The following is a 26,135-nucleotide window of genomic DNA, read 5'->3' as shown; positions in this document are numbered from 1 at the left end:
TAAACATGACCTCAATCGTGTGATAAAACGTTGCCTAATTTTTTTTTTTTTTTCAGGCAACGGAAAACACTAAATCTCAGTCAAACTATTTAGAAGAATTTCAGATAAGGGAAAATAGGAGATTATGATGGGTAGAATTGAATATCAGCCCATTACAATAGTAGATAGTCTGTTCAAATGTTTAACTTAGCTTTATAAAACACTTAAGCCTTTGTTTTTCAGAAAAAAAAATACCGACTTTGACAAGGATGACCTTGAAAGTGTCTTAAGAGCTTGCCGTGAACAAAATCCCGACGCTCAGAAGGTACTCTTCAAGAGTTACTTCAGTTATGCCAAAAATATCTGTCAAAGGTATGCCTCCAATCAGGAAGATGCGGAGGAAATACTTAATGATGGTTTTATGAAGGTATTTCAAAATATCCATCGTTATGAAAATATTCAATCGTTTAAGGCTTGGTTTAGAACGATTCTCGTAAATACGTGTATTAATTATTATCACAAACGAGAAAAGAACTTATACAGCCTAGAGGTTGAACATGCAACTATGCCTGTTTATGACGAAAACGTGATTGATAAAATGGCGGCAGAGGATATTTTGGCATTGGTGCAAAAGCTGCCCACTTCATACCGAACGGTTTTTATGATGCACGTAGTAGATGGATATAATCACCGTGAGATTGCAGAGATGTTGGGTATCAATGAAGGAACGTCACGTTCTAACTTTATGAAAGCCCGTTTGAAACTTCAAGAGATGATAAAGACATATTATCCGCATTTATTTTCAGTCGGATTAACGAACAATTTTTATGAAAACTGATCAATTTGATGATTCTATCAAGAAAAAACTTGATGGAATTCAGCCCACTTTTCAGGAGGAAGATTGGGACAAATTCCAAGCTTTCGCTCAAGCCCACCAAGTACCATACTGGAAAGTACTTGTGAGCAAACAAGCAATGTATATTGCCGCTAGCATTACGATTGTGAGTCTACTTTTTACCACCTTAACCCAATACTATGCAAAAAAAGATTTACAGCAACAATTAATTTCAGTAACAGAAACAAAGGATAGCCTTTTGGTGGAAAAGCAAATGCTAGCCCAGCAAGTAGAACAACAAGAACAAAAAAATGTTGAATTAGCTCTTGCTTTAAGTACTAGCCAAAACCAAGAAAAACAATTGAAAGCCTCTGTTCAACGATTGAATGTGGAGAAGCATTCATCAACTGAAGCTGACTTTAGCTCAGGTGACTGGCAGGTGGCTCATCAGGGTTCTTTACACAAAGGGCAAACTGCGATTGGAAATACTGAAAGAGATAGCCAAGGAAACTTGATTGTTAGGAGTGCTGATGAATCTGAAGAATCGATTGCGAAAAATTTGGCTATTCCAGATTGGCATAAGTTGAAGTCCAAAACATGGAAATTGGACTCAGCCGATACCAAGGCTCAGATTTCGAAGACTAATTTTACTTATTACGAACCTGAAGATACCACGCAAGGTCCACAACGAATGCGCTTCTCGCTAGCCGATGCCTATGTGCGCGCTGGTGTTGGAGGTGTGGTATCAAAAGCGCAATTGGGTGTTGGAGCACATGTAGAGTTATTTTTGGATAAGCGTTTGAGTATCACTGCGGGTATTCAATATTCGCAATTAGCTGTACAGCGTTATCCAAATGACGATCATTTTAAAATGCGCAACGATTTTGATTTTAGAGTAAATTTTGCTCCTAAAATTCCATTTGGTTCACCAATCAAGAACATTGAGGAACAAAGTACACTGGTACAAGTTCCAATCCGAATTGGCTATTATTTGCCGTTAAAGAGCGATTTTTATCTACTTGGGAAGGTAGGAACAGACTTAGATATTTCTGGTACCAGAAGAGTAGATTTTGATTTTAGAGATAAAAATATTGAACAAACTGTCAATAATGTCAATTCGTCAATAGAGACCAAATTGTTCAACAATTATGTGGTTTCATTGGGCATGGAGAAGCGTTTTAATAATTTCTCGATCCAACTGACACCAACTTATATTTTCGAACAAAAAAGTGTGAATTATCGTAAAGATTATGGATTAGGAGGGGAGTTGAAGTTGAATTACACTTTTTAAGAAAGAATCATTTTGAATTTTAGATAGAGGCTAAAGCCTGTCGTCCTTATCGAGATGGCAGGCTTTTTTGTTGTTTTAAAGTAAGGATCATAAAAAAAGCTAATCAAAAATTAGAAGATCCTGTGCACTGGATGTCCTAATTTGTGATTAGCTTTTGGGAAGCACTCAAGCATATTAGCTCATAGACTAATTTATGGACTGTTTGAGTGACTCGACATTAACACTATGCTCATGAGGCTTCTTTAATTCCCGCCATTGAATCAAAGAGCTATGACGTGCTTGTGATTATTGATTCAAAGGTACTCAGTTTATGTTTTGAAAAAATAGCGGAGATATGAACAGCACGATAAATGCAATGAACAGGCGATTTTAAATAACAAACAGTTTTTGAATGTATGATTACAATTATTTACGAATAGGAAATAGGCTCAGAAAGGCATACAGGAGAAGAAAAACAAAAAGCATTTGCTCTAGACATAATAAGTATAAACACTTATTATGTCTAGAGCAAATGCTTTTGAATATATACGGAGATAATCTATTAGCGATTCATCGAAGCTAAAAACTCTTCGTTGCTGCGGGTATTTCTCATTTGTTGTAACAAGAAGTCCATTGCCTCTACCGAGTTCATGTCGCTCATGTGCTTGCGCAAAATCCAAACACGTTGTAGTGTTTCTTTGTCCATGAGTAAGTCTTCGCGACGAGTACCAGAAGCAGGCACGTCGATAGCAGGGAACATACGACGGTTAGATAACTTACGGTCGAGTTGCAATTCCATGTTACCAGTACCTTTAAATTCTTCGAAAATAACTTCGTCCATTTTCGAACCTGTATCGATAAGGGCTGTTGCAATAATCGTTAATGAACCACCATTTTCAACATTACGAGCGGCACCGAAGAAACGTTTTGGTTTGTGAAGCGCATTGGCATCCACACCACCCGATAAGATTTTACCTGACGATGGAACGACGGTATTATACGCACGAGCCAAACGAGTGATAGAGTCGAGAAGAATAACAACGTCATGACCACATTCAACCATACGTTTTGCTTTCTCTAGAACGATACTCGCAACCTTTACATGGCGTTCAGCTTGTTCGTCGAACGTAGAGGAAATTACTTCTGCACGAACACTACGTTGCATATCTGTAACCTCTTCAGGACGTTCATCTATCAATAAAATTAGCAAATATACTTCAGGGTGATTTTTGGCAATAGCATTAGCAATTTCTTTCAACAAGACTGTTTTACCAGTTTTGGGCTGTGCTACAATCATACCACGCTGACCTTTACCAATTGGCGCAAATAAGTCAAGAATACGAGTTGAGTATTGGTCTCCTCTTGATGAAAGGTTTAATTTTTCATCAGGAAACAACGGCGTTAGGTATTCGAAAGGAATACGATCACGAATTTCTTCGGTAGTTTTACCGTTGACAGACTCTACTCTTAAAAGGGCAAAGTATTTTTCACCTTCTTTAGGAGGACGAATCGCTCCACGAACGGTATCACCCGTTTTAAGGCCAAAAAGCTTGATTTGAGAAGGCGATACATAGATATCATCTGGAGAAGCCAAATAATTATAATCAGCCGATCTCAAGAAACCATATCCACCATCTTGCATGATTTCGAGTACACCTTCGTTTTCGATGATACCGTCAAATTCACGGATAGCTTGATTATAGATAGGTTTACGAACAGTAGCAGCAGTATTTGGCGCAGTGTTCGGTTTGTTGCCTTCAGGACGAATATCTGTTGGGGGATCTTGTTTAAAACCTAAATCAAAATCTTCACCTCCTGTTGTGATAAAAGAAGTATCGATGTCAGCAAATTCGTTTTCTACATCTTCTGGCAAATCGATAACAATTGGGTCTTCATCAAAATCAAAGATAATATCTTCTACCGCTTCAGTTTTGGCTTTAGGCTCTTTAGCGGTTCTTGTTCTGACGGTAGTTTCCTTTAAAGCAGGTTCCGATTTAGTAATTGGTTCTGCTTTTGCGATTGTGTTGGCTTCTGCTACAGGATTATCAACTTTTTGAATACGTTGTCTTTTTGGGCGTGGGCTGTCTGAAGCAGGGGCTGTGTCTTTCCTCACTTTTCTCTCTGGTTTTTGTTCATTTTCCATAGCATCGCTAATTGCAGGAGTCGATAACGGGGTGTTACCTTTTACCTGCTGGTCAAATATTTTATAGATGAGTTCTTTTTTTGGTAGGTCAATTGTATTGTTGATATTTAATTTTTGAGCAAGTTCACGAAGCTCCGATACGAGCTTAAACTCTAATTCTTCAATAGTATACATACGAGTAAAAAATAAGGCTGATAGTAATGAAAAGAGCCTTACAGGAAAATGGTGGTTAAGTCGTCTTTACAGTCGTACAACAAGATGATAAATGTTACAATTAAAATTCGGAAATCTGGTACGAGGTGGAAGATAATTGTTAAGCAATTATTAGTAAGGAGCTTAACTGAAGAATATCACTGAACAGTTATTCGTGATGCAATGATAATACCAATCTTTTAATTTGTCAAGGAGTTTGGTTATTTTTTTAAGTCTATTCCCTGTATCCTAGGCTTTTATCATCTAATTATTTTTCTGACAATCTTAAGATAAAATGGTTTAAATCATTTCAGGAAAAATATTAAAACTTCAATCTCTATGGGCTAAAATCTTGCAATAGAACATACCCATCTTGTCTCAAGTGCATTGCATTGAGCAAGTTAGGTTAGGTCACTCAGACAAGTTTGATGATAGTGGCAGGTATTAGAATATACGAGAATTGGCAAATTGAAGAAGACTAATAACCAAAATCAGATTGTCATTTAACAAAGCTCTATTTTATTTCTGGAGAGTTTTACTTTTCCTATTTTTTCTAATTGTTTCAACAAACGAGATACCACCTCACGTGAGGTAGCGAGTTCACCAGCCAAAACTTCATGTGTGATATTGATGATAGAACTTTTACTTTGCTTGCTTTTGCGTTGCAACAAGTTGAGTAAACGTTCGTCGAGTTTATGAAATGCAATCTCATCAATGGCATTGAGTAAATCCTCAAAACGACGCTGATAGGTCAAGAATACAAACTGTTTCCAAGTACTGTATTTACACATCCATTCTTCTACTTTTTCGACTGGTATAGTGATAAGCGTTGTCTTCTCTTCTGTAACAGCTAATATTTCACTTTGCTTACGATCAAGACAGCAACTCAATGACATAGCGCACGAGTCCATTCCTCCCAAATAATAAAGCAGCGCTTCTCGTCCTTCATCGTCGGGGCGGAGGATTTTGATGGAACCACTCAGTACAATTGGTACAGTGCGGATATAGCCTCCAGGACGCATAATTACATGACCTTCATCGAGTTCCATGTAATTTCCTATTTGTTCTAATTCATCGAGCAATCCTTTCTCGAATATGCCTATAAATTTCTCCTTTACAAAAGATAAATTCATGTTAAGTGTGTCTATTTTAAGTTGGGGATAATGTTTGACAAGATACAATAATATATCAATATATGAATTACTATCAATATACTTTGTCAAGGTTTGATATGAAATAAGCCAAAGAAGGGTAGTTGTGAACTATCTTCTTTGGCTTGAAAATAAAGGGTTAGGTTATTAAGCTTTTCCTGTCAAAATTCTATTCCAATACAACCACGGTAAAACATATTTTTTGAGTAGCCACATCGTCCAGCGTGGTTTTGCTTGGTCAAAAGGGAAGGTCATTTTTGGTGTGTTACTGTAGTCAAACTCCGCTAGCATTAGTTTGCCATATTGCGTTGGGATTGGGCAAGCGCTGTAGCCCGTATATTCGGCAGTAGGAGTTTGTTGTGCCAATACTCTCAGTGTATTCTCGACAACTACAGGAGCTTGTTTGCGGATAGCAGCCCCCGTTTTGCTACAGGGAGCATTGGTACAGTCACCAAGGGCGAAAATGTTAGAATAACGACTATGTTGCATCGTATTTTTGTTGATTTCAACATATCCTAAAGCATTGTTAGGATCAGCTAAAGGACTTTTTTTGATAAAATCAGGGGCACTTTGTGGAGGCACCGCATGACACATATCGAAGTTCAGACTTTTCTGAACAATTTCTCCCTCTGCATTTTTTTGTTCATATAAAACGGTTTTGCTTTTTCCGTCAATTGCTACGGTATTAGCGCCAAAATGCGTAAGAATATGATTGTCTTCTACAACTTTTTCTAATGTTTGGGCATATTCCTTTACGCCAAATATTACACCAGCGCCTGATATATAGTGTACTTCGCACTGGTCGAGAATACCTTTTTTGCGCCAATAATCACAAGCCAGATACATGATTTTGTGGGGTGCTCCACCGCATTTAATGGCAGTACTCGGGTTGGTAAAAACAGCAACACCGCCTTTGAAGTTTTTGATAAGCTCCCACGTATATGGAGCTACATCAAATGAGTAATTACTCGTTACCTCATTTTTACCGAGTGTATCGTTTAAACCCTTGATTTTTTGCCAATCAATCTGGATGCCTGGGGCTACTATCAAAATCTTGTAGGTATATTTCGCTCCGCTTTTACAGGTCACTTGATTTTGCTCTGGCTCAAAGGTTGCTACAGCATCTTTAATCCATGTACTTCCTGCTGGAATATAATCCTTCTCGTTCTTTTCAGTTTCGGCAATATCAAACTCGCCAGCACCCACCAAGGTCCATGCCGGTTGATAATAGTGTTTCTCTGATGGCTCAACGATACCAATAGATAATCCAGATTTTTTTTGTAACAATTGTGCTGCAACAGATAAACCTGCGTTGCCGCCACCGACTATAAGAACTTCGAATTGATTATTCATGGCACAGAAATTTGGTTTTTTCTGCAAATTCTATAAATAAACAAAGATGTTCTGTGATATTTGTTACATAGCAAAGATGTTATTTGAAAATAGATAAAATGAGAAAAGCACCTTACAAGGGTGCTTTTCTCTTAACTAATAATACTTTAACGTTTCGTCTTGCTGACTCTAGTTAGGTAATTTTTCCTTAAAATATCCATACGTCCAAGTGCCAGCAATAGCACTCAAAAGTGTAACAAGTACTGCTACAAAACCGCTACCAATTTGAGCAAATAATGGCCCTGGACAAGCACCAGTTATCGCCCAGCCTAATCCAAAGAGTAAACCGCCATAGATTTGTCCTTGTTGGAATTTTTTGGGATGAAACTCTACCGTTTCTCCTGATATCGTTTTGATATTGAATTTTTTGATGAGAAATACCGAAATCATACCTACCACCACAGCGCTACCAATAACGCCATACATGTGAAAGCTTTGCAAACGGAACATTTCTTGAATTCTGAACCAAGAAATAATCTCTGCTTTTACGAAAACGATACCAAACATAATTCCTACGATGAGGTATTTTAGATTAGCAAAACCGCTTTCTGAAGTTTTCATGTCGTTTGGCGCTTCGCAAACGAATTCTTCTTTTTCTACTATCGGAGTTTCAAATGTCGATTTCATGATAATATTTTTATGGAAAATATATGAGAGGAAATAGGGATAGCTCTTTTAACACTCTGTGCCTTTGCTCCTTTGTGCCTGTTCCCTTTTAAAATAACTTAAATATCAATGGCAATAACAAGTGCGTTGAGGCAAAACCGCCAACCATAAAGCAACAAGTTGCAATGACTGATGGGACTTGTAAGTTAGAGATACCCATAATGGCATGTCCCGATGTACAACCGCCTGCCCAACGTGTGCCAAATCCTACCATAAAGCCACCAATTACAAAGAATATCAACCCTTTTAAACTAAAAATATTTTCAGTTGCAAAAATATCTGAAGGCATCAAGCCATTAAAGTCTTTAATCCCTAAGGCACTTAAATCTTTGATAGTTTGTGGATTGATCACAATGGAATTAGGGTTCGCTAAGAAATTGGTTGCGATAAAACCACCAATCAAAACGCCCAATACAAATACCAAATTCCAGATTTCTTTGCGCCAATTGTATTTAAAAAATGGTATATCTGCTGGCATACAGGCTGCACAGATATGTCGTAATGATGAGGATATACCAAATGATTTATTTCCGATTAATAGTAGGGTAGGGACAGTGAGTCCGATTAAAGGACCTGCTACATACCAAGGCCACGGTTGTTTAATGAATTCAAGTAGTTCCATGATTATGTTTAAATTAATTATAAATAATGTCTATAGATTAAGTATTTTATTTTCTAATTTCTTAAAAGAATATAGAATGTCTATAACGCTGAGTAATTTATTTGTAAAAAATGCTTGAAAATTAAAAGATGTCTATCTGAAGAAGTAGATAGCATAAGTATCATTTAAACAAATAGTTAGCGATATTTAGTTTCAAAAAGAATAAAGATAAGTCGTCACTGAGTAGATGATTATTCTTTTTTGATGATACAAAGTTATTTTAATGATAAGGCATTAAATGTAACTTTTATCACATAGCGCAAATTTTCTGTAAAGAGACTATTATTAATGGATAGAATTACTTTCTTGGGTGAAATAAAAAATGCCGAAAATGGTTTGATACCATCCTAGGCATTCAACTACTCGGATGTAAGAAATTTGCTTACAAAAAATGTTGATTAGTCTTTTGTTAACACTCAAGTTGATTATAAAATAGCTTTAAAGTGTTGAAACACGAGATGTTAATGCAAAATAAAATTCAGCTATTCGGCTGTCAGCCATGGGCATTAGGAAAAAGCTTTTCTGCCTAATGCCTACGACTTATTGCCTAAAGCGTATGAATACTTAAATGGCTACCAATTTTGTTTCTACTTTTTCTTCGTTCATGAACGACAAGTCAAGCTTGATGTTTGGCAATAATTCCTCTTCCAATTGATCTGCCCATTCATTGAGATATAGCATGACATCGTCACGGTAATTATGGCGCATTTTGTCGCGGCGCTCTAGAGGAATTCTAGCTAAAACTTTTTTATCACTCAAACGTTCTAGATTCTGTAAGTCGGATGTTGTCAAACCATGGTTGAGCATATCTGCGATGAGAAGATCCATTGGAAGCCCACTGGTAGGACAAAATTCCTCTACCTGTTCGCGCCAATCGCCACGGCCTTGCATCGCAAACTCATGAATTTGCGCTTTGCTAAGTTGGGTTAATTCTTGCGCCAAGTTGCCACAGTTACAACTTCCCATGTGCCCCCATTGGTATGGATTTCCGCTAGATAGCTTTTGTGCCGTACGACGCAAGGCTTGGATGAGTTCTGGATTTGCATGTGCCATAAAATACAATAGGATATAATGAAACAATCTTTTGAATGAAGGCTAAACTCGCTGTTTGTATATTTTGTTTAAGTAAATTTTTTATTAAAAATATTATATTTTATGCTTCCGATAACCTAATTGAGAAGGATAAGCATTTATGAAAATATGTGTATATTGGGAGTTATTGCTTGTAAAAATTTTGCCTAATATTTTTTTGCAAAGATTTTGGATAAAAAAGTATTAGTCGTTTCGTTAAAGCTTACTCGGTCTGAGTATTCAATACTATTTTTCAAGCTATAATAAAGATAAGAAATATCCCCAAAGACTAAAAATAATCCCATTTTCTTACTACTAAAAGACAAACTTATGGAAAGACGTAATGCCTTAAAAAGTATGGCGATGCTCATCGGAGGAGCGATAGCCTTACCCGAGTGGGCAAATGGTTGGTCGACCAACTCTCTGACAACACAAAATTGGTTGCGTCCTAATTTAGCAAGTGTATTAAGCGAAGCAGTTGAAACCATTATCCCAAAAACTAATACGCCAGGGGCAAAAGACCTTGGTTTGGATACTTTTGTACAAAAAATGATCGCCGATTGCTACTCCAAGGAAGTGCAATCAGCTTTTGCCAAAGGTATTGGTCAAATAGATGCTGTAGCGCAACAACAATATAGTAAACCATTCACGCAGCTCGATACTCCACAGCGAATAGAGTTATTGAAAGGCTTTGAAAAAGGTGCTGAAACCAAAGATTTTTATGGTTTGCTTAAAGGTTTAACGGTTCGTGGTTATCTCAATTCTGAGTATGTGATGACCAACATCACACATTATGAAATGGTACCAGGTAGATACCATGGATGTGTAAAAGTAAAATAAGTAATAAGGCTTTCGGAAATGAGCTATGGGCATTCAGCAAAAATGCCTCTATGATTTAAACAGAAGCGCTTTTTAGACATAAATCTGTAAGCCGAATCCCGACAGCTCTTCAAATAATCATTGATTCCATGAGTAATTTTAATATAGATAGTACAAAAAATAGAACCTACGATGCCATTGTAATTGGCTCAGGTATTAGCGGTGGCTGGGCAGCCAAAGAACTTACAGGAAAGGGCTTACGTACGTTGGTGCTCGAACGTGGTCGTGATGTGCGTCATGTGGTAGATTATCCGACCACAATGTTACAACCTTGGGAGTTTGAACACAGAGGACAATTGCCTTATGAAGTCAAGCAAGAAAACCCCATCGTAAGCAAATGTTATGCCTTTTATGAAGGCACAACGCAGTTTTTTGCCAAAGATAAAGAACATCCTTATGTACAAGAAAAGCCTTTTGATTGGATTAGAGGTTATCAAGTAGGTGGAAAATCGTTACTATGGGCACGCCAAACGCAACGTTGGAGTAATTTTGACTTCGAAGGACCAGCACGTGATGGCTTTGCGGTAGATTGGCCTATTCGTTATAACGACTTGGCGCCTTGGTATAGTTATGTGGAGAAGTTCGCAGGTATTACAGGCAATAAAGACGGTTTGGATACACTTCCAGATGGTGAGTTTTTGCCACCTCACGATTTGAATTGTGTCGAGAAGTATTTCAAGGAACAAGTTTCCAAAAATTACAAAGACCGCCATATTATTATTGGTCGTGCGGCGCATATTACCAAAGCACAACCAATTCACTTGCAGCAAGGTCGTGCGCAGTGTCAGCATCGTACTATTTGTGAGAGAGGCTGTCCATTTGGGGGATATTTTAGTAGTAATGCCTCAACAATACCTTGGGCAATGAAAACGGGTAAAATGACACTTCGCCCTGATTCGGTAGTTCACTCGATTATTTATGATGAGAAAAAAGGCAAAGCAACGGGCGTAAGAGTAATTGATGCGAATACCAAAGAAATGATTGAGTTTTATGCTAAAATCATTTTTGTGAATGCCGCAGCTTTGAACACCAATTTGATTTTGTTGAACTCTACCTCAAATCGTTTCCAAAATGGTTTGGGTAACGACAGTGGCGTTTTGGGTAAATACGTGGCTTTCCACAATTACCGTGCGCGTGTGTCAGGCGAGTATGATGGATTATTGGATTCAACAACCGATGGTCGTCGTCCGAACAGTGGTTATATTCCTCGTTTCCGCAATGTGTATAAGCAAGAAACGGACTTCTTGCGTGGATATGCCGCAGGTTTTGATGGTCGCCGTATAGAGTATAACAGTAGCGAAGGTATCGGAGAGGATTTGAAAGCAAATCTTGGAAAGGTAACACGTGGAGCATGGAGTGTAGGTTCGCACATGATGGGCGAGACTATCCCGAAAGAATCCAATTACGTTGCACTCGACAAAGCATTGAAAGACCCTTATGGTATTCCGCAATTGCGTATTGCTGTAGGTTATGATGATAATGACGAAAAGATGGTCAAAGATTACTTGCAACAAATGACAGATATGTTTGAAAAAGCAGGTTTTAAAAATATCAAGACCTATGATTCAAAACAAGCTGCTGGTTTGGATATTCACGAAATGGGTGGTGTGCGTATGGGTAAAGACCCTAAAACCTCGATGCTCAACAAGTGGAATCAAATGCACGCTTGTAAAAACGTATTTGTAACCGATGGCGCATCGATGACATCAACCTCAACACAAAACCCATCATTGACTTACATGGCAATGACAGCTCGTGCAGCCGACTACGCCGTGAAGCAAATGAGAATGGGTAATTTATAAGCTTATCCCAAAACACTTTTTAGCCCAATACACTGGTTGTATTGGGCTTTTTGTTTTACTACAAAAGAATAATGTTTGTAAAAAAGGTCACTAGACAGTTATAAAATCTACTCAATTCGCTCAACTCCTGACTTTACCCGCCAAATAGCATACAAAAACCAACTACTTAAAACTGTTTTTTTCTTAATTTCGTCAAAAACATTTTTCACCAACAAATCGACCATGAAAAAAATACTGTTGATTTTTTCTGGCTTGGTTGCTTTCTCTAATTTAGGGGCTTTGGCACAACAAACTGCCAACCCTTATAACGGCAACAAGCGTTTTGAACAACTAGGCACTGACTTGCCTACGCCAAACTCGTATCGTACTGCATCGGGTGCGCCTGGCAAGGACTATTTCCAACAACGTGCTGATTATGACATCAAAGTAGAACTAGATGATATTCAACGTAAAATCACTGGTTCTGAAACTATCACGTATTTCAATAACTCTCCTGATGAGCTTCGTTACCTTTGGTTGCAATTAGACCAAAACCTATTTAAGGAGGATGCCATCGGTAATACTACCAAAACAGGTGGTTTAGGTCCGCAAGCTAGTACAGCTCAATTCAAAAATTTGACTGATCCTAGAAAATACGGTTATAACATTACATCGGTTCGTGATGCTAAAGGTGGTAATTTACCTTACACCATCAACAACACAATGATGCGTATTGATTTGCCAGCTCCATTGAAGTCTGGTGCTAGTGTTTCTTTCTCGATTGACTGGAACTACTTGATTACTGAGTACTATGGTCGTTCGGGTTATGAATATTATGCGAAAGATGGCAATTGTAATTACTTCATAGCACACTGGTTCCCTCGTATGGCTGTGTACAATGACGTATATGGTTGGCAACACAAACAATTCTTGGGTCAAGGAGAATTTACTTTGAACTTTGGTAACTACAAAGTAGCTATCACAGCACCCAACGATCACGTAATTGGTGCTTCAGGTGAATTGCAAAACCCAGCTCAAGTATTGTCAGCTGAACAATTGAAGCGTATGGAGAAAGCAAAAACTGCTACTCGTCCAGTATTAATCGTTTCACAAGAGGAGGCAGAAGCTGCTGAAAAAGGTAAACCAACGGGTAAGAAAACTTGGGTTTATAAAGCTGATAATGTGCGTGACTTTGCTTTCGCTAGTTCACGTAAATTTATCTGGGATGCCATGCAAGTAGACGTAGAAGGCAAAAAAGTGTGGGCTATGTCTTTGTACTCTAAAGAAGGTAATCCACTTTGGGGACAATATTCAACAATGGTTGTAGCACATACCTTGCGTTCGTACTCGAAACACTCTGTGGCCTATCCTTATCCTGTAGCGTATTCTTGTCACGCTACTTCGGGTGGTGGTATGGAATATCCAATGATTTCATTCAATGGTGGTCGTCCTGAGCCAGATGGTACTTATTCTGAAGCTACAAAGGCAGGTATGATTGGTGTAATTATTCACGAAGTAGGTCACAACTTCTTCCCAATGATTATCAACTCAGATGAGCGTCAATGGTCTTGGATGGACGAAGGTTTGAATACTTTCTGTCAATATTTGGCAGAACAAGAGTGGGATAGAGATTTTCCTTCTCGTCGTGGCGAGCCTCAGTATATTGTACCTTACATGAAAACTGACCCTACTCAACAAGTACCTATCATGAGTGGTTCTGACAATATCATGGCATTTGGTCCGAACGCTTATGCAAAGCCTGCAACAGCTTTGAATATCTTGCGTGAAACCGTAATGGGTCGTGAATTGTTTGATGCAGCATTTAAGGAATACGCACGTCGTTGGGCTTTCAAACAACCATATCCTGCTGATTTCTTCCGTACCATGGAAGACGCTTCTGGTGTGGATTTGGATTGGTTCTGGCGTGGTTGGTTCTACGGTGTTGAGCCTGTAGACCAATCTATCGAAACTGTTGAATGGTTTGGTATCGATAACCAATCTCCTGAGCAAAAAAATGCAAAAGCAAAAACAGAAGCTGAAGCAAAACGCCAAACGATGAGCAATATCCGTAACAAAAAAGATATTACTCAAACAGTGGTAGAAGCTAACCCAGATATGCGCGATTTCTACAATAGCTATGATCGTTATGCAACTTCTGAAGCAGATAAAAAACGTTTTGAGCAAGCAACAGCAGGTCTTTCTGACGAAGAGAAACAATTGGTGAATGGCAACAAAAACTTCTATGTAGTGAATTTGAAAAACAAAGGAGGTTTGCCAATGCCAGTGATTATCAAAATGGTATTCGAAGATGGTACAGACGAAGTGGTTCGTATTCCTGCGGAAATTTGGCGTTTGAACGACAAAGAGGTGAAAAAAGTAATCCCAACTGATAAAAAAGTAGCAAAATGGGTACTTGACCCATTCTATGAGATTGCCGATATCAACACAGAAGACAACGCATTCCCTCGTGAACCAGAGCAACCAACTCGTTTCCAAGTGTTCAAAGGACAACGTCCTTCTATGCCAAACCCAATGCAACAACAAAAACAAGCAGCAGGAGCGGTACAAGGTGCTAAGAAATAATAACAATTCTTTATAGCGAAAAAGGAGGTTATCCCGAATTTTAGGATTGGGCTTATTCTTCAAATTTTCATCAAAAAAGCGGTCGGAAAATATTTTCCGACCGCTTTTTTGATGCTACCATACTAGATTTTATTCAGCTCAAGACGTAATCATTGCGTCTCTACTACTAGAATACAAATTGTAACATAATCACTCATCCGCTCAAGCACTAAATCACTCAATTAGGGATGACTCATGTTTATTAGCTAAAACTCAGAAATGGCTTTTCTAGTGAATTTTGAAACATTCTTCACTAAAGTTCTGACAATTTTGTTATCTTCGAAACTTAAACTTCAAGAATTGTCTCTTGAAATAAATAGATCGTAATCTTTATTTTACCCTTTTAAATATCTTAGTAAAGTGTTGATAACCTGTTTGTTATTGTCTTTGCCAAAGATGGGTCGTTTATCTGTATGTCTTCAAAACCTCAACACAACTATCTGCCACAGTTAGATGGTATTCGTACTATCGCCATTGGTTTAGTGTTAATATTTCATTGGTTGCCAACTACCCATTGGATTAATACCCTTCCGAATGGTACGATTGGGGTAACGCTCTTTTTTGTTTTGAGTGGGTTTTTAATTACGGATATTCTTATCAAAAATAAAACGGAGTCTTTGGGCGGCGCTGTGCAGGTCTATAAAAATTTCATGATAAGAAGAGCACTTCGTATTTTTCCGATTTACTATCTGACTTTAGCCGTTGGTTTTGCATTACCCAAACTGCATATTCCTTTTACGACTGATTTGTATCAGCATCCTTGGTACTATATTCTTTATACATATAACCATTTGCTGGAAAAAACAGGGTTCTGGGCAGACGCATTTTCGCCCTATTGGTCGTTGGCTGTGGAAGAACAGTTTTATTTGGTTTGGGCATTTGTAGTGCTCTTAATACCTAAAAAACATACGATTACCCTACTTTGGACTACGGTGATTTTAGGAATAATTTTTAGATTTTACTTTATCTATATCCAACAAGGACAAGGTTTGATTACTGTTACTTGCATCGATTGTTTTGCTTGGGGAGGTTTACTTTCTTGGTATCGAATCAATCACGTGCAGGATCAATTACACCGCCTATTGCGATATACGGTATTGCCTTCACTAGCCATACTTTTGTATGTATCGTTTGTGAAAGATAACACCGCTACTTTGGTGAAAATCTTATTCTTGCGTACCGCAATTTCTTGTATTAGTGCATATATTTTATCGCTGATTTGCAGCCCAAAACCACATTGGCTCAATACAGTGTTGTCGAGTGCGCCAATGGTTTTTGTTGGTAAAATCAGCTATGGTGTGTATGTGTATCACATGACTGTGCCTTTACTGTTTTGGTTTGTGTGGCAAAAATTTCATTTGCCAGCCATTGGTAATCACTTTACTAGCTTAATTGTTTTATTGGTAGCTAGTTATCTTTCTTGGATTATTTTCGAAAAACCGATTAATAACCTGAAAAAATATTTTCCATATCAGGAAAAAAAATAAGAAACACAATTATCAAAATCAAAGCTGGAAAACCTGTTTAAACCATGTTTTCCAGCTTTGATGATTCTAGAGCATTCTTGTTTTCATTTCATCAGTAACTAACATCATCTTACAACCACTCTGCTCTGATAAATTGTCCAAGATTAACTCCGGATATTAATATTTATCATTTTTTTCAAAAAAACTTTTGATATAAGTAACATATATCACAGAATTCTGTGTTATAAGCTTATAATTTTGAAGCATAAATCGATTAAATAGACTTTTAAAAATATTCATAACTATCTTAAAGCCATGAAAATAGAACAAATTTATACAGGATGTTTAGCGCAAGGGGCATATTATATTGAGTCGGAAGGTGAAGCAGCCGTAATAGATCCACTTCGCGAAGTACAGCCTTATATCAACAAAGCTCAACGCAATAATGCAACAATCAAATATGTATTCGAAACACACTTTCATGCGGATTTTGTTTCAGGACATATTGACCTTTCGCAAAAGACAGGTGCGCCTATTGTGTACGGTCCCAATGCAGTAACGGGCTTTGATGCACATGTGGCAAAAGATGGTGAAGAGTTCCAATTAGGAAAGCTTAAAATCAAAGTATTGCATACACCAGGGCATACGATGGAATCCACTTGTTATTTGTTGATTGATGAAAACGGACAAGAAAAAGCGCTTTTTAGTGGTGATACTTTGTTTATCGGAGATGTTGGTCGTCCTGATTTAGCACAAAAATCTGATTTGACTATCAACGACCTTGCTGGATTTTTGTTTGATTCATTGCGCAATAAAGTGATGACCTTACCCGATGACGTAATTGTATATCCTGCACACGGTGCTGGTTCGGCTTGTGGTAAAAACATGAGTAAAGAAACAACCGATACTTTGGGCAATCAAAAACAAACCAACTACGCCCTTCGTGCTGATATGTCGAAAGAGCAGTTTATCAAAGAAGTAACGGATGGTTTGAGTAAGCCACCGCAATACTTCCCACAAAACGTGATGATGAACAAGCAGGGTTACGAAAGTATCGACGTAGTCATGAATCGTGCGGCACAAGCTTTGTCTCCAGAGGCATTTGAAGCGGCAGCCAACGAAACAGGCGCAGTATTGTTGGATACTCGTAATGCTCAAGTTTTTAATAAAGGATTTGTACCAAACTCGACTAATATTGGCTTGAATGGACAGTTTGCACCATGGGTTGGCGCCTTGATTCCAGACTTGAAACAAGAAATTTTATTAATTACAGAAAAAGGACAAGAAGAAGAAACCATCACTCGTTTGGCTCGTGTAGGATATGACTTTGTGATTGGCTATTTGGATGGCGGTTTTGAGTCTTGGGAAGCTTCAGGCAAAGAAATTGATACGGTAGAGTCAATTGATGCAACCGAATTTGCAACAAGACTAGCTTCAGAGGAGGCACCTTTGGTAATCGATGTGCGTCGTCCTGGCGAGTTCTCAGCAGAACACGTAGACGGAGCAATCAACTTGCCATTGGATTATATCGATGAAAATTTGTCGGAGTTTCCAAAGGATAAACCATTTTATATTCACTGTGCTGGAGGCTATCGCTCAATGATTGCTTCTTCAATTTTGAAAGCACGTGGTATCGATAACTTCATTGATATTAATGGCGGCTTTGGTGCTATCCAAAAAGCAGGAATTAAAACAACCGATTTTGTATGCCCATCGACATTGAAAAAATAGGGACTTAAAGTGTAAAAGGGATAAGGCACAAAGGCACAAAGTGGATATTTTATCAGATAAAGTAGAACCCTTTGTCTCTTTGTGCCTCTGTCACTGTTCCCTAATTAACGACCTTTTTTTAGTATGATTTTAGGTAAAAATTGTAAAAGATACAGTTGCTTTAACTGTATCTTTTTTTTTATCATTTTCTACCCCAACTTTAGGGGAATTTGATTTCAGGAAAATAGTTTTTCAACAAAATTTTCTTGAAAAACGCTAGCCACTATCCCCACAATACAATCTCAATCTAAACTTCACAATGTTATGGATACAGCGTTTTTATCCCGCATTCAGTTCGCCTTTACGGTGGCGTTTCACTACATTTATCCCCCTCTCAGTATTGGTCTTGGTATCGTGATGGTTATCATGGAAGCCCAGTATCTGCGCACAGGCAAAGAAGCTTATGCTCAGATGACTCGTTTTTGGATAAAAATCTTTGCCTTGATTTTTGGTATTGGCGTAGCTACAGGTATCGTGATGGAATTTGAGTTTGGTACCAATTGGGCTGTTTACTCTCGTTATGTTGGCGATATTTTTGGAAGTGCCTTGGCAGCAGAAGGAATTTTTGCGTTTGCCCTCGAATCGGGCTTTTTAGGAATCTTACTTTTTGGATGGAATAGAGTAAGCCGACGAGTACACTTCTTCTCAACCATCATGGTAGCAATGGGTTCGATGTTTTCAGCTATTTGGATTGTTGTGGCTAACTCGTGGCAACAAACGCCAGCAGGTTTTCGCATCGAAGGTAAGGGAATTCATGCCCGTGCGGTGATTACCGATTTTTGGGCAATGGTTTTCAATCCATCTTCAGTTGAAAGGCTTTCTCATGTGCTGTTGGGGTCTTTTTTAGCAGGTTCGTTTTTGGTATTGAGTGTCAATGCCTATTATTTACTGCGTAATCGTCATGTCGAAATTGCTCGAAAAGGATTTAAAATAGCCTTGGTTGTGGCTACGATTGCTTCGCTTTTACAGCTATTTTCAGGACATAAATCAGCGGATGGCGTGGCGCACAATCAACCTGCCAAACTTGCTGCTTTTGAAGGTCATTATGAAGCATCTGCCGTAGCGGATATGTATTTGTTGGGCTGGGTAGATACCCAAAAGCAGGAAGTGTCAGGACTTAAGATTCCGAAAGGACTAAGTTTTTTACTTTATCAAGATTTTAACAAACCCGTTACAGGCTTAAATGCCTTCAAGAAGGAAGACCAGCCCAAAGCCGTCAATTTTGTATTTCAGACCTATCATTTGATGGTTGCTATTGGAATGACATTGATTGCATTGACTTTGCTAGCATCGTTCTTGTGGTGGAAAGGCAATTTATTTGAACAACGTTGGCTATTACAAATTTTTGCGTGGTCGGTATTGTTGCCACAATTAGCCAATCAATTGGGCTGGTATTCGGCGGAGGTTGGTCGCCAACCTTGGGTTGTATATGGTTTGCTGAGAACATCCGATGCTTTGTCGCAATCTCTGAAAGCATCACAGGTGATTTTTTCACTGGTATTGTTCACCTTGGTGTATATTCTCTTGTTTGGCTTGTTTGTGTATTTGCTTAATAAAAAAATCAAACATGGACCAACCGACGACTACTCAGGAGATTATTCAGATGATATTCCTGATTATTCAAAACGTGATAACCCAATTTTACAATAAGCTAAAGCCTTTGGCAAAACAGATATTATGGAAACAATCTTTGGACTCGACTTACCTACGTGGTGGTTTTTGGTTGTAGGTGGTGTATTTACTGGATATGCTATTTTGGATGGTTTTGATTTGGGAGCAGGAGCTTTGCATTTATTTTTCAAAAAAGAAGAAAGTCGCCGTATTGCACTCAATGCCATCGGGCCTGTATGGGACGGTAATGAAGTGTGGCTAGTAATAGGAGGAGGGGCGTTATTTGCAGGTTTTCCAGTAGTATATGCGACGGTGTTTTCGGCTTTTTATGAGTTGTTTATGCTGTTTTTGGTATTATTAATTTTTCGTGCAATCTCCATTGAATTTCGTTCCAAAGAACCAATGGCTTGGTGGCGTCAGCTATGGGATGTGAGCTACAGCGTTTCGAGTATTATGTTGGCGTTGTCTTTGGGGTTGGTACTTGGAAATATCATTCAGGGTTTGCCAATCGACGACCAATTTATTTATAGAGGAACAGTTGGGGATTTCTTTAATCCATTTTCTATTTTGATGGCGATTACTACATTATCGTTGTTTATGATGCACGGGGCTATTTACTTGGTGATGAAAACAGAGAATCGTCTTTATGCTAAATTGACGGTTTTGGTAAAAAATACCACCATCTTTTTTGTGTTGATGTTTGCTTTAAGTACGGTTTACACGCTGTTATATTTGCCACACATGGTCGAAAGGTTTAAGGAAGTACCGATGATGTTTTTCTTCCCTGTACTTACAATTTTGGCTGTAGCTAACATTACACGACAAATTACGAAGCGTAAATATCGTTTTGCTTTTTTTTCTTCCGCTTTTGTAACAGCAATGTTAATGGCATTGGTGGCTGTAGGCTTATTTCCCAACATTGTGTTATCCACAATCGACCCACAGTTTCACATAGATATCCACAATGGGTCATCAACTGATAAATCTCTGAAAATTATGCTAACGTTTGCTGTCATTGGCGTGCCTTTGGTGGGACTCTACACAGGCTTTGTATTTTGGACTTTTAGAGGAAAAGTAAAATTGGACGAAACAAGCTACTAGTGGAGATACGTTTAATTTTAGATTGATGTGTCATTTCTAATTGAGTGAATTGAGATTGAGTGATTTTCATGTTATCAAGCAGGTTAATATCATTTTTTCGAATTAGAATTATTCTTCAAATTTTCATCAAAAAAGCGGTCGGAAAATTATTTTCGACCGCTTTTTTGATGCTACTATGCTAGATATAACTTGGCTTAAGACGCAATCATTGCGTCTCTACTGATGGAATACAAATTTTTACATAATCACTCACTCGCTCAATCTCAATTCACTTAATTAAATCAGGGATATAGGGATATTTTTTTAAAAAATAAATTGTCCTATGTAACATATATCACTGTAAGGCAGTGACTTTATAGCGAACTTTGGTCTATAGTTAAAGATGCCAAGAGGTATCCTTTAACCATTAATATTTTAAATGTCTAAGACCATGTTCGATTTTTTTAAAACTAAGAAAAACTACGAAAATATTTCTTCATCAGCATTCAAGGCTATGATATCAGAAAATCCTAATGCTGTAATTATTGACGTACGTACTGCTTTAGAATTTAAACAAGGTTCGATTCCAAAAGCAATCAATATAGATTTGATGGATGTGAATTTTTCACAAAAAATAGCACAATTAGTTAAAGACAAAACGTACTTGGTGTACTGTCGTAGCGGTAATCGTAGTGGGTCTGCATGTAAGTATATGGGAGATAACGGCTTTGAGCACGTGTACAATCTGTCTGGAGGTTTTATGAATTACTAATAAGGCTATGTTTTTCAATACCTTAACCACTTATAGATTTTTAAAAAGTAGATTATAGAAAGGGCAACTTAAAACTCGATGGAATATTTCTGTCGAGTTTTTTTATGTCAGTAACTCGCCAATTGACCATCCTCAAAATAATGAGTTAAGAAACCAGATTCAACAATATTCCGATGCTTGTCTCGTTGGAGATAACTTCAACAAGGACAAAATGTATTGCGTTGTTGGTTATTTATTCGTTTTCCGCATTTAATCGTTTCATAATGACTGATCGTAGTTTTTCTTCGTTATCATCGCCCCATTGCCCTAAAACCGAGAGCACAGGAATTAAAGACTTACCAAATTCAGTCAGGCTGTATTCTACCTTTGGTGGAACAACAGGGTAAATTTTCTTGGTCACTAGATCGTGAGCTTCCAATTCATTCAACTGGATATTCAACACCCTACGAGTTGCATCGGGTATTTTACGTTGTAATTCGCTGGGGCGTTTGTGACCTTCATTGATAAACCACAACAAACGGATTTTCCATTTGCCGTAAAGTACTTCTCCAATTAAATCGAGACCACAATTCAGGTTTGGTAAAATTTTTCTTTCATACATAAAACAAAAGTAATCCATAGTTCTAAAAGGTGCAATATGGGAATAATTTAACCCTATACGAATCGTATTTCCGTAATTGTTTCATGTGTATGTATGTCGGAAATTTGTACAAAAAACAACAGAAATGGAACAACACTTTAATTTCAATAATGAATTATCGGGCAAGATTGCCTTGGTAACAGGAGGTACAAAAGGGGCAGGGAAAGCCATTGCAGAAAGGCTTTTACAAGCTGGTGCAACTGTCATTGTCACAGCCAGAAATGCTCCTGAAGATGAAAATGAACAATTAGATTTTATAGCCGCCGATTTGAGTAAACCAGCAGGAACACAAAAAGTAGTCAGCGAAGTACTATCGACTTATGGGACACTAGATATTCTTGTGAACAACCTTGGGTCTTCAGTAACTCCTGCTGGTGGTTTTGCGGTGTTAACTGATGACGATTGGGAGTCAACCTTACAAGCTAATTTATTTGCTCCTGTTCGACTAGACAGAGGATTTTTACCGCAAATGTTAGCTAAAAAAAGCGGTGTTATTATTCACATAGCTTCTATTCAAGGTAAACTACCGCTATATGATTCCACATTGCCCTATGCAGCCGCAAAAGCAGGATTGATTAATTATAGCAAAAGTTTATCAAATGAAGTTACCCCAAAAGGAGTTCGTGTCCTAACTGTTTCGCCAGGTTGGATAAATACAACAGCATCGAAAGCTTGGTTGGGCGAGATTGCAAGAAATGCTAATAGTACTGTAGAAGAAGCACAACAAAGTGTGATGGACGCTTTGGGCGGAATTCCTTTTGGTCGCCCAGCCCAACCTGAAGAGGTGGCTGAATTCGTTGGCTTTTTGGTTTCACCAAGAGCCAATTATTTAACAGGGACAAATTATGTAATTGATGGCGGCACAGTACCAACCATTTAATCATCTAAAATCAAGAATATGAACTTACCAAATGTAATTGTAGATTTAACAAAGGCACAAAATAGTTTCGACAGTATGGCTTATGCCAATTGTTTCACAGAAAACGCCACAGTCTTTGACGAAGGAAAAAATCATAATGGGAAAACAGAAATCCAACAATGGATTAAAAAAGCTAATGAAGAGTACCAAGCCGTGATGAAACCTGTGGAATATTTAGCAAAAGAAGAAGTCTTAAAAGCAGAAGTTTCAGGTAATTTTCCGGGTAGTCCCATTGTGTTATCGTATCATTTTAAATTAAAAGATGGACTAATTGAGTCGTTGAAAATTACGGGCTGATATTAGAGTAATAAATCACACTTAAGGTTTCACAAGTTGAAAATTTTTTCTGCCCTTGTTGGAGAAAACCACGATTTTAATAGAATAGATTATAGAAAGGGCAACTTAAAACTCGATGGAATATTTCTGTCGAGTTTTTTTATGTCTTAAGATTTATCTATCAGCATTGTGGTTCATCATTTTTTTCATTGACATTTATCACTGAGCCTTTGTGAGGAATGTTACAGAAGAGCGTGGAGGACTGGACTAATTTTGTTCTATCAAATTTCAAACAGGAAAACATTATTTAACCAACTGGAAGTCATGAAAGTAGAACAAATTTATACAGGATGTTTAGCTGAAGCAGCGTACTATATTGAGTCAGCAGGAGAGGTTGCTATCATTGATCCACTTCGCGAATCAAAACCTTATATCGAGCGTGCCGAGAAAGATAATGCGCAAATCAAATATGTTTTTGAAACGCACTTTCATGCCGATTTTGTTTCGGGACATATCGACCTTTCTAACAAAACGGGCGCCACTATTGTATTTGGTCCGACTGCTCAACCTGCCTATCCAGCATATATTGCTGAGGATGGCGAAGAGTTTAAAGTAGGTAATATCAAAATCAAGGTTTTGCATACCCCAGGTCATACCATGGAGTCGTCTTCGTTTTTGTTGATTGATGAAAATGGAAAAGAAAATGCCATCTTCTCTGGAGATACACTTTTTATTGGAGATGTGGGTCGTCCTGACTTAGCCGTAAAATCTGACCTAACACAAGAAGATTTGGCTGGGTTATTATATGAAAGTCTTCAAAACAAAATTTTGACTTTGCCCGACGATGTTATTGTGTACCCAGGGCACGGAGCGGGTTCGGCTTGTGGCAAAAATATGAGTAAAGAAACGACCGATCGATTGGGCAATCAAAAGCGTTTTAATTATGCATTGCAGGCAAAATCAAAAGAGCAGTTTGTCAAAGAAGTACTCACAGGATTAGTAACGCCACCTCAGTATTTTCCTAAAAATGCTGTAATGAATAAAATGGGTTATGCCAATGTTGATGAGGTAATAGCCAAAGGAACACAAGCGCTTAGTCCCGCAGCATTTGAAGCGGCAAGTAACGAAGAAAATGCCCTTGTGTTGGATGTTCGTGCTGCGAACGATTTTGCCAAAGGTTTTATTCCAAATGCAATTAATATCGGTCTGGAAGGTCAGTTTGCTTCGTGGGTAGGTACTTTGATTACTGATTTACAACAACCTATTTTGTTGATAACTGAAGAAGGAAATGAGGAGGAAGCAGTCTTACGTTTATCGCGTGTGGGTTACGACAATTGTATTGGCTATTTAAAAGGAGGCTTCGAAGCTTGGGCTGCCGAAGGTCGTGAGATAGATACCGTAAATACTATTTCGGCAGAAGATTTTGTGGAGAAATTTAGTAAAGATAATACTCTCAAAGCCATAGATGTACGCCGTAAAAGCGAGTATGATTCTGAGCATGTGGTGGGAATAGAGAATGCTCCTTTAGATTTCTTGAATAATTACATGGCTAGTATCGATCGTGATGTCACTACTTATGTGCATTGTGCAGGAGGTTACCGCTCTATGGTGGCCATTTCTATCTTGAAAGCTAGAGGATTTGAAAATCTTGTTGATGTTACAGGTGGTTTTAGTGCTATCAAAGCAACTAATAAATTGAAGCTCACAGACTATGTTTGTCCTAGCACACTTTTGTAATTGAGTGAATGGATGGGGTGTGATTGAGGGATTATTTAAAGAAAATGTCATCCGTAGAGACGCAATGCATTGCGTCGTGCGTCTCTACAAATTCATTCACAACTCATTTGATTATTTGAGTCTTTCCCAAAACTCATCTACTTTTTCTGGAGAGATACCAGCTACCAATCCGCCTTTGATATTGAGATAACCTCCGTCACTTTTGACAAATTCTACTACGCTTTGTAAGTTGACGAGATAGGACTTATGTGTTCTAAAAAAATAGGGAACATGAGAAAGTATTTCTTCGAAATGCTTTAGATTGCGACTTGCTAAAATTCTAGTTCCATCTTGCAGATATAGTTCACTGTAGGAACCTTCACCTTTGATCATCAGAATGTCTGATGGACTCAGCAGCTTGTAGTTTTGACCGTTGGGCACAACGATTCTTTTTTCTTCCCAAGATTTCGATACATTCAAATTGTTCTGTAAAGCCTTTAATTGTTGACTTTGCGATTGTTCCCTTTTGCGACTAAACCTTTCGACAGCTTCCATCAGTTGGGTGTGTTGTATTGGTTTGAGAAGATAGTCAATCGCCGAAAACTTAAAAGCTTGAAGAGCATATTCATTATAGGCAGTGGTGAAAATGATACCAAAGTTCACTTCTTCTTCATCAAAAAAATCTAATAATTCAAGTCCACTATGCCCTGGCATTTCGATGTCAAGAAAAATAAGATCAGGTTTATACTTTTTGATAGCTTTGATTCCTGAAGGTAGGTCATTACACAAGGCCTCTACACTTACCTTGGGACAATATTGCTCAACGATTGCATTGAGTAATACTCTTGCTTTGGGTTCGTCGTCTATGATTATACTTTTTATGTTGCTCATGGGGGTATTTGTTAGTGAACAGGGACAAAGGCACAAAGTGTTTTTTAGGGTTGAGGGGTGAGGGGATAGGGATTAGTGAATAGGGGTTTAGTGAACAGGCACAGAGGCACAAAGTGTTTTTTTAAGGTTTAGGGTGAGGAGATAAGGTTTAGTTTTTTTGGAAAAAAGCAAAAAAAGTTTGTGAAAACCGAGTAGATAAGGCTGGGGTCGATTTTTTTTTTTCTAATTGCCTATTGCCTATTGCCTATTGCCTATTGCCTATTGCCTATTGCCTATTGCCTATTGCCTATTGCCTATTGCCTATTGCCTATTGCCTATTGCCTATTGCCTATTGCCTATTGCCTATTGCCTA

At 38.1% G+C, this 26,135-nt stretch carries 21 protein-coding genes; 13 read left to right on the top strand and 8 right to left on the bottom strand.

Features of this window, described 5'->3' with window-relative positions; all coding sequences use genetic code 11:
* Nucleotides 1–211 precede the first annotated feature (211 nt).
* Together QM481_RS11595 and QM481_RS11590 are read left to right on the top strand one after the other, a co-directional pair.
* Complete coding sequence (locus tag QM481_RS11595) at nucleotides 212–817, top strand: RNA polymerase sigma factor (RefSeq protein WP_166549796.1); 606 nt, start codon at nucleotides 212–214, stop codon at nucleotides 815–817.
* The gene (locus QM481_RS11590; protein ID WP_283381914.1) at nucleotides 807–2,105 is read left to right on the top strand and encodes a hypothetical protein; all 1,299 of its coding nucleotides are present in this window, start codon (nucleotides 807–809) and stop codon (nucleotides 2,103–2,105) included. The genes QM481_RS11595 and QM481_RS11590 overlap by 11 nt, the downstream gene beginning before the upstream one ends.
* A gap of 541 nt (nucleotides 2,106–2,646) precedes the next feature.
* Here QM481_RS11590 and rho read toward each other — a convergent pair.
* The 6 genes from rho to QM481_RS11560 all read right to left on the bottom strand — a co-directional run bounded on the left by rho (nucleotide 2,647) and on the right by QM481_RS11560 (nucleotide 9,342).
* On the bottom strand, nucleotides 2,647–4,401 hold the full coding sequence (rho, locus tag QM481_RS11585) for a transcription termination factor Rho (protein WP_166549798.1): 1,755 nt from the start codon (nucleotides 4,399–4,401) through the stop codon (nucleotides 2,647–2,649).
* 521 nt (nucleotides 4,402–4,922) lie between these two features.
* Entirely contained in the window at nucleotides 4,923–5,552 is a 630-nt protein-coding gene (locus tag QM481_RS11580; RefSeq protein ID WP_166549799.1) for a Crp/Fnr family transcriptional regulator, read from the bottom strand.
* A 165-nt stretch (nucleotides 5,553–5,717) separates the two neighbouring features.
* Nucleotides 5,718–6,923 (bottom strand): NAD(P)/FAD-dependent oxidoreductase, encoded by a 1,206-nt coding sequence (locus tag QM481_RS11575; RefSeq protein WP_283381913.1) that lies wholly within the window; start codon nucleotides 6,921–6,923, stop codon nucleotides 5,718–5,720.
* Nucleotides 6,924–7,091: 168 nt separating this feature from the next.
* The gene (locus QM481_RS11570; RefSeq protein WP_283381912.1) at nucleotides 7,092–7,589 is read right to left on the bottom strand and encodes a DUF6691 family protein; all 498 of its coding nucleotides are present in this window, start codon (nucleotides 7,587–7,589) and stop codon (nucleotides 7,092–7,094) included.
* Between the two features lie 88 nt (nucleotides 7,590–7,677).
* Nucleotides 7,678–8,250, bottom strand: coding sequence for a YeeE/YedE family protein (locus QM481_RS11565; RefSeq protein WP_283381911.1), 573 nt, complete (start codon nucleotides 8,248–8,250; stop codon nucleotides 7,678–7,680).
* Between the two features lie 603 nt (nucleotides 8,251–8,853).
* A complete protein-coding gene (locus tag QM481_RS11560; protein WP_283381910.1) occupies nucleotides 8,854–9,342 on the bottom strand; it encodes a hypothetical protein in 489 nt (162 codons plus the stop codon).
* Between the two features lie 348 nt (nucleotides 9,343–9,690).
* On the opposite strand from QM481_RS11560, the gene QM481_RS11555 reads away from it, so the two are divergent.
* From QM481_RS11555 to QM481_RS11520, 8 genes are all read left to right on the top strand, one after another.
* Complete coding sequence (locus QM481_RS11555; RefSeq protein WP_283330140.1) at nucleotides 9,691–10,200, top strand: gluconate 2-dehydrogenase subunit 3 family protein; 510 nt, start codon at nucleotides 9,691–9,693, stop codon at nucleotides 10,198–10,200.
* Nucleotides 10,201–10,328: 128 nt separating this feature from the next.
* Nucleotides 10,329–12,041 carry a GMC oxidoreductase gene (locus QM481_RS11550; protein ID WP_283381909.1) on the top strand — a complete coding sequence of 571 codons (1,713 nt, stop codon included), beginning with the start codon at nucleotides 10,329–10,331 and terminating at the stop codon, nucleotides 12,039–12,041.
* 222 nt (nucleotides 12,042–12,263) lie between these two features.
* Nucleotides 12,264–14,603 (top strand): M1 family metallopeptidase, encoded by a 2,340-nt coding sequence (locus tag QM481_RS11545; protein ID WP_283381908.1) that lies wholly within the window; start codon nucleotides 12,264–12,266, stop codon nucleotides 14,601–14,603.
* 452 nt (nucleotides 14,604–15,055) lie between these two features.
* On the top strand, nucleotides 15,056–16,129 hold the full coding sequence (locus QM481_RS11540) for an acyltransferase family protein (RefSeq protein WP_283381907.1): 1,074 nt from the start codon (nucleotides 15,056–15,058) through the stop codon (nucleotides 16,127–16,129).
* 294 nt (nucleotides 16,130–16,423) lie between these two features.
* Nucleotides 16,424–17,839, top strand: a complete 1,416-nt coding sequence (locus QM481_RS11535; protein WP_283381906.1) for an MBL fold metallo-hydrolase — start codon at nucleotides 16,424–16,426, stop codon at nucleotides 17,837–17,839.
* A gap of 303 nt (nucleotides 17,840–18,142) precedes the next feature.
* Nucleotides 18,143–19,528: a cytochrome ubiquinol oxidase subunit I gene (locus QM481_RS11530; RefSeq protein ID WP_283381905.1), complete on the top strand. Its 1,386-nt coding sequence runs from the start codon at nucleotides 18,143–18,145 to the stop codon at nucleotides 19,526–19,528.
* Between the two features lie 27 nt (nucleotides 19,529–19,555).
* Nucleotides 19,556–20,590 carry a cytochrome d ubiquinol oxidase subunit II gene (gene cydB / locus QM481_RS11525; protein ID WP_166549810.1) on the top strand — a complete coding sequence of 345 codons (1,035 nt, stop codon included), beginning with the start codon at nucleotides 19,556–19,558 and terminating at the stop codon, nucleotides 20,588–20,590.
* Nucleotides 20,591–21,020: 430 nt separating this feature from the next.
* Nucleotides 21,021–21,341 carry a rhodanese-like domain-containing protein gene (locus QM481_RS11520; RefSeq protein WP_166549811.1) on the top strand — a complete coding sequence of 107 codons (321 nt, stop codon included), beginning with the start codon at nucleotides 21,021–21,023 and terminating at the stop codon, nucleotides 21,339–21,341.
* A gap of 232 nt (nucleotides 21,342–21,573) precedes the next feature.
* Here the strand turns inward: QM481_RS11520 and QM481_RS11515 are convergent, their stop codons facing one another.
* Nucleotides 21,574–21,942 (bottom strand): winged helix-turn-helix transcriptional regulator, encoded by a 369-nt coding sequence (locus QM481_RS11515; RefSeq protein WP_166549839.1) that lies wholly within the window; start codon nucleotides 21,940–21,942, stop codon nucleotides 21,574–21,576.
* A 124-nt stretch (nucleotides 21,943–22,066) separates the two neighbouring features.
* On the opposite strand from QM481_RS11515, the gene QM481_RS11510 reads away from it, so the two are divergent.
* The 3 genes from QM481_RS11510 to QM481_RS11500 all read left to right on the top strand — a co-directional run bounded on the left by QM481_RS11510 (nucleotide 22,067) and on the right by QM481_RS11500 (nucleotide 24,913).
* Nucleotides 22,067–22,861 (top strand): SDR family oxidoreductase, encoded by a 795-nt coding sequence (locus QM481_RS11510; protein WP_283381904.1) that lies wholly within the window; start codon nucleotides 22,067–22,069, stop codon nucleotides 22,859–22,861.
* Nucleotides 22,862–22,879: 18 nt separating this feature from the next.
* Nucleotides 22,880–23,197: a nuclear transport factor 2 family protein gene (locus QM481_RS11505; RefSeq protein WP_283381903.1), complete on the top strand. Its 318-nt coding sequence runs from the start codon at nucleotides 22,880–22,882 to the stop codon at nucleotides 23,195–23,197.
* 303 nt (nucleotides 23,198–23,500) lie between these two features.
* A complete protein-coding gene (locus QM481_RS11500) occupies nucleotides 23,501–24,913 on the top strand; it encodes an MBL fold metallo-hydrolase (RefSeq protein WP_283381902.1) in 1,413 nt (470 codons plus the stop codon).
* Nucleotides 24,914–25,024: 111 nt separating this feature from the next.
* On the opposite strand, the gene QM481_RS11495 is transcribed toward QM481_RS11500, so the two are convergent.
* Complete coding sequence (locus QM481_RS11495; RefSeq protein ID WP_283381901.1) at nucleotides 25,025–25,783, bottom strand: LytR/AlgR family response regulator transcription factor; 759 nt, start codon at nucleotides 25,781–25,783, stop codon at nucleotides 25,025–25,027.
* Nucleotides 25,784–26,135 lie beyond the last annotated feature (352 nt).

Origin of the sequence: Flectobacillus rivi, from assembly GCF_030056655.1 — a bacterium.
Lineage (GTDB): Bacteria > Bacteroidota > Bacteroidia > Cytophagales > Spirosomataceae > Flectobacillus > Flectobacillus rivi.
The sequence above is the reverse complement of the archived record's forward strand: the minus strand, read 5'-3'. Positions and strand labels throughout refer to the sequence as shown.

Coding starts and splice junctions, on each gene's coding strand:
- QM481_RS11590 (WP_283381914.1), top strand. CDS start 807: ATGAAAACTGATCAATTTGATGATTCTATCAAGAAAAAACTTGATGGA.
- rho (WP_166549798.1), bottom strand. CDS start 4,401: ATGTATACTATTGAAGAATTAGAGTTTAAGCTCGTATCGGAGCTTCGT.
- QM481_RS11580 (WP_166549799.1), bottom strand. CDS start 5,552: ATGAATTTATCTTTTGTAAAGGAGAAATTTATAGGCATATTCGAGAAA.
- QM481_RS11575 (WP_283381913.1), bottom strand. CDS start 6,923: ATGAATAATCAATTCGAAGTTCTTATAGTCGGTGGCGGCAACGCAGGT.
- QM481_RS11570 (WP_283381912.1), bottom strand. CDS start 7,589: ATGAAATCGACATTTGAAACTCCGATAGTAGAAAAAGAAGAATTCGTT.
- QM481_RS11565 (WP_283381911.1), bottom strand. CDS start 8,250: ATGGAACTACTTGAATTCATTAAACAACCGTGGCCTTGGTATGTAGCA.
- QM481_RS11560 (WP_283381910.1), bottom strand. CDS start 9,342: ATGGCACATGCAAATCCAGAACTCATCCAAGCCTTGCGTCGTACGGCA.
- QM481_RS11555 (WP_283330140.1), top strand. CDS start 9,691: ATGGAAAGACGTAATGCCTTAAAAAGTATGGCGATGCTCATCGGAGGA.
- QM481_RS11550 (WP_283381909.1), top strand. CDS start 10,329: ATGAGTAATTTTAATATAGATAGTACAAAAAATAGAACCTACGATGCC.
- QM481_RS11545 (WP_283381908.1), top strand. CDS start 12,264: ATGAAAAAAATACTGTTGATTTTTTCTGGCTTGGTTGCTTTCTCTAAT.
- QM481_RS11540 (WP_283381907.1), top strand. CDS start 15,056: ATGTCTTCAAAACCTCAACACAACTATCTGCCACAGTTAGATGGTATT.
- QM481_RS11535 (WP_283381906.1), top strand. CDS start 16,424: ATGAAAATAGAACAAATTTATACAGGATGTTTAGCGCAAGGGGCATAT.
- QM481_RS11530 (WP_283381905.1), top strand. CDS start 18,143: ATGGATACAGCGTTTTTATCCCGCATTCAGTTCGCCTTTACGGTGGCG.
- cydB (WP_166549810.1), top strand. CDS start 19,556: ATGGAAACAATCTTTGGACTCGACTTACCTACGTGGTGGTTTTTGGTT.
- QM481_RS11520 (WP_166549811.1), top strand. CDS start 21,021: ATGTTCGATTTTTTTAAAACTAAGAAAAACTACGAAAATATTTCTTCA.
- QM481_RS11515 (WP_166549839.1), bottom strand. CDS start 21,942: ATGTATGAAAGAAAAATTTTACCAAACCTGAATTGTGGTCTCGATTTA.
- QM481_RS11510 (WP_283381904.1), top strand. CDS start 22,067: ATGGAACAACACTTTAATTTCAATAATGAATTATCGGGCAAGATTGCC.
- QM481_RS11505 (WP_283381903.1), top strand. CDS start 22,880: ATGAACTTACCAAATGTAATTGTAGATTTAACAAAGGCACAAAATAGT.
- QM481_RS11500 (WP_283381902.1), top strand. CDS start 23,501: ATGAAAGTAGAACAAATTTATACAGGATGTTTAGCTGAAGCAGCGTAC.
- QM481_RS11495 (WP_283381901.1), bottom strand. CDS start 25,783: ATGAGCAACATAAAAAGTATAATCATAGACGACGAACCCAAAGCAAGA.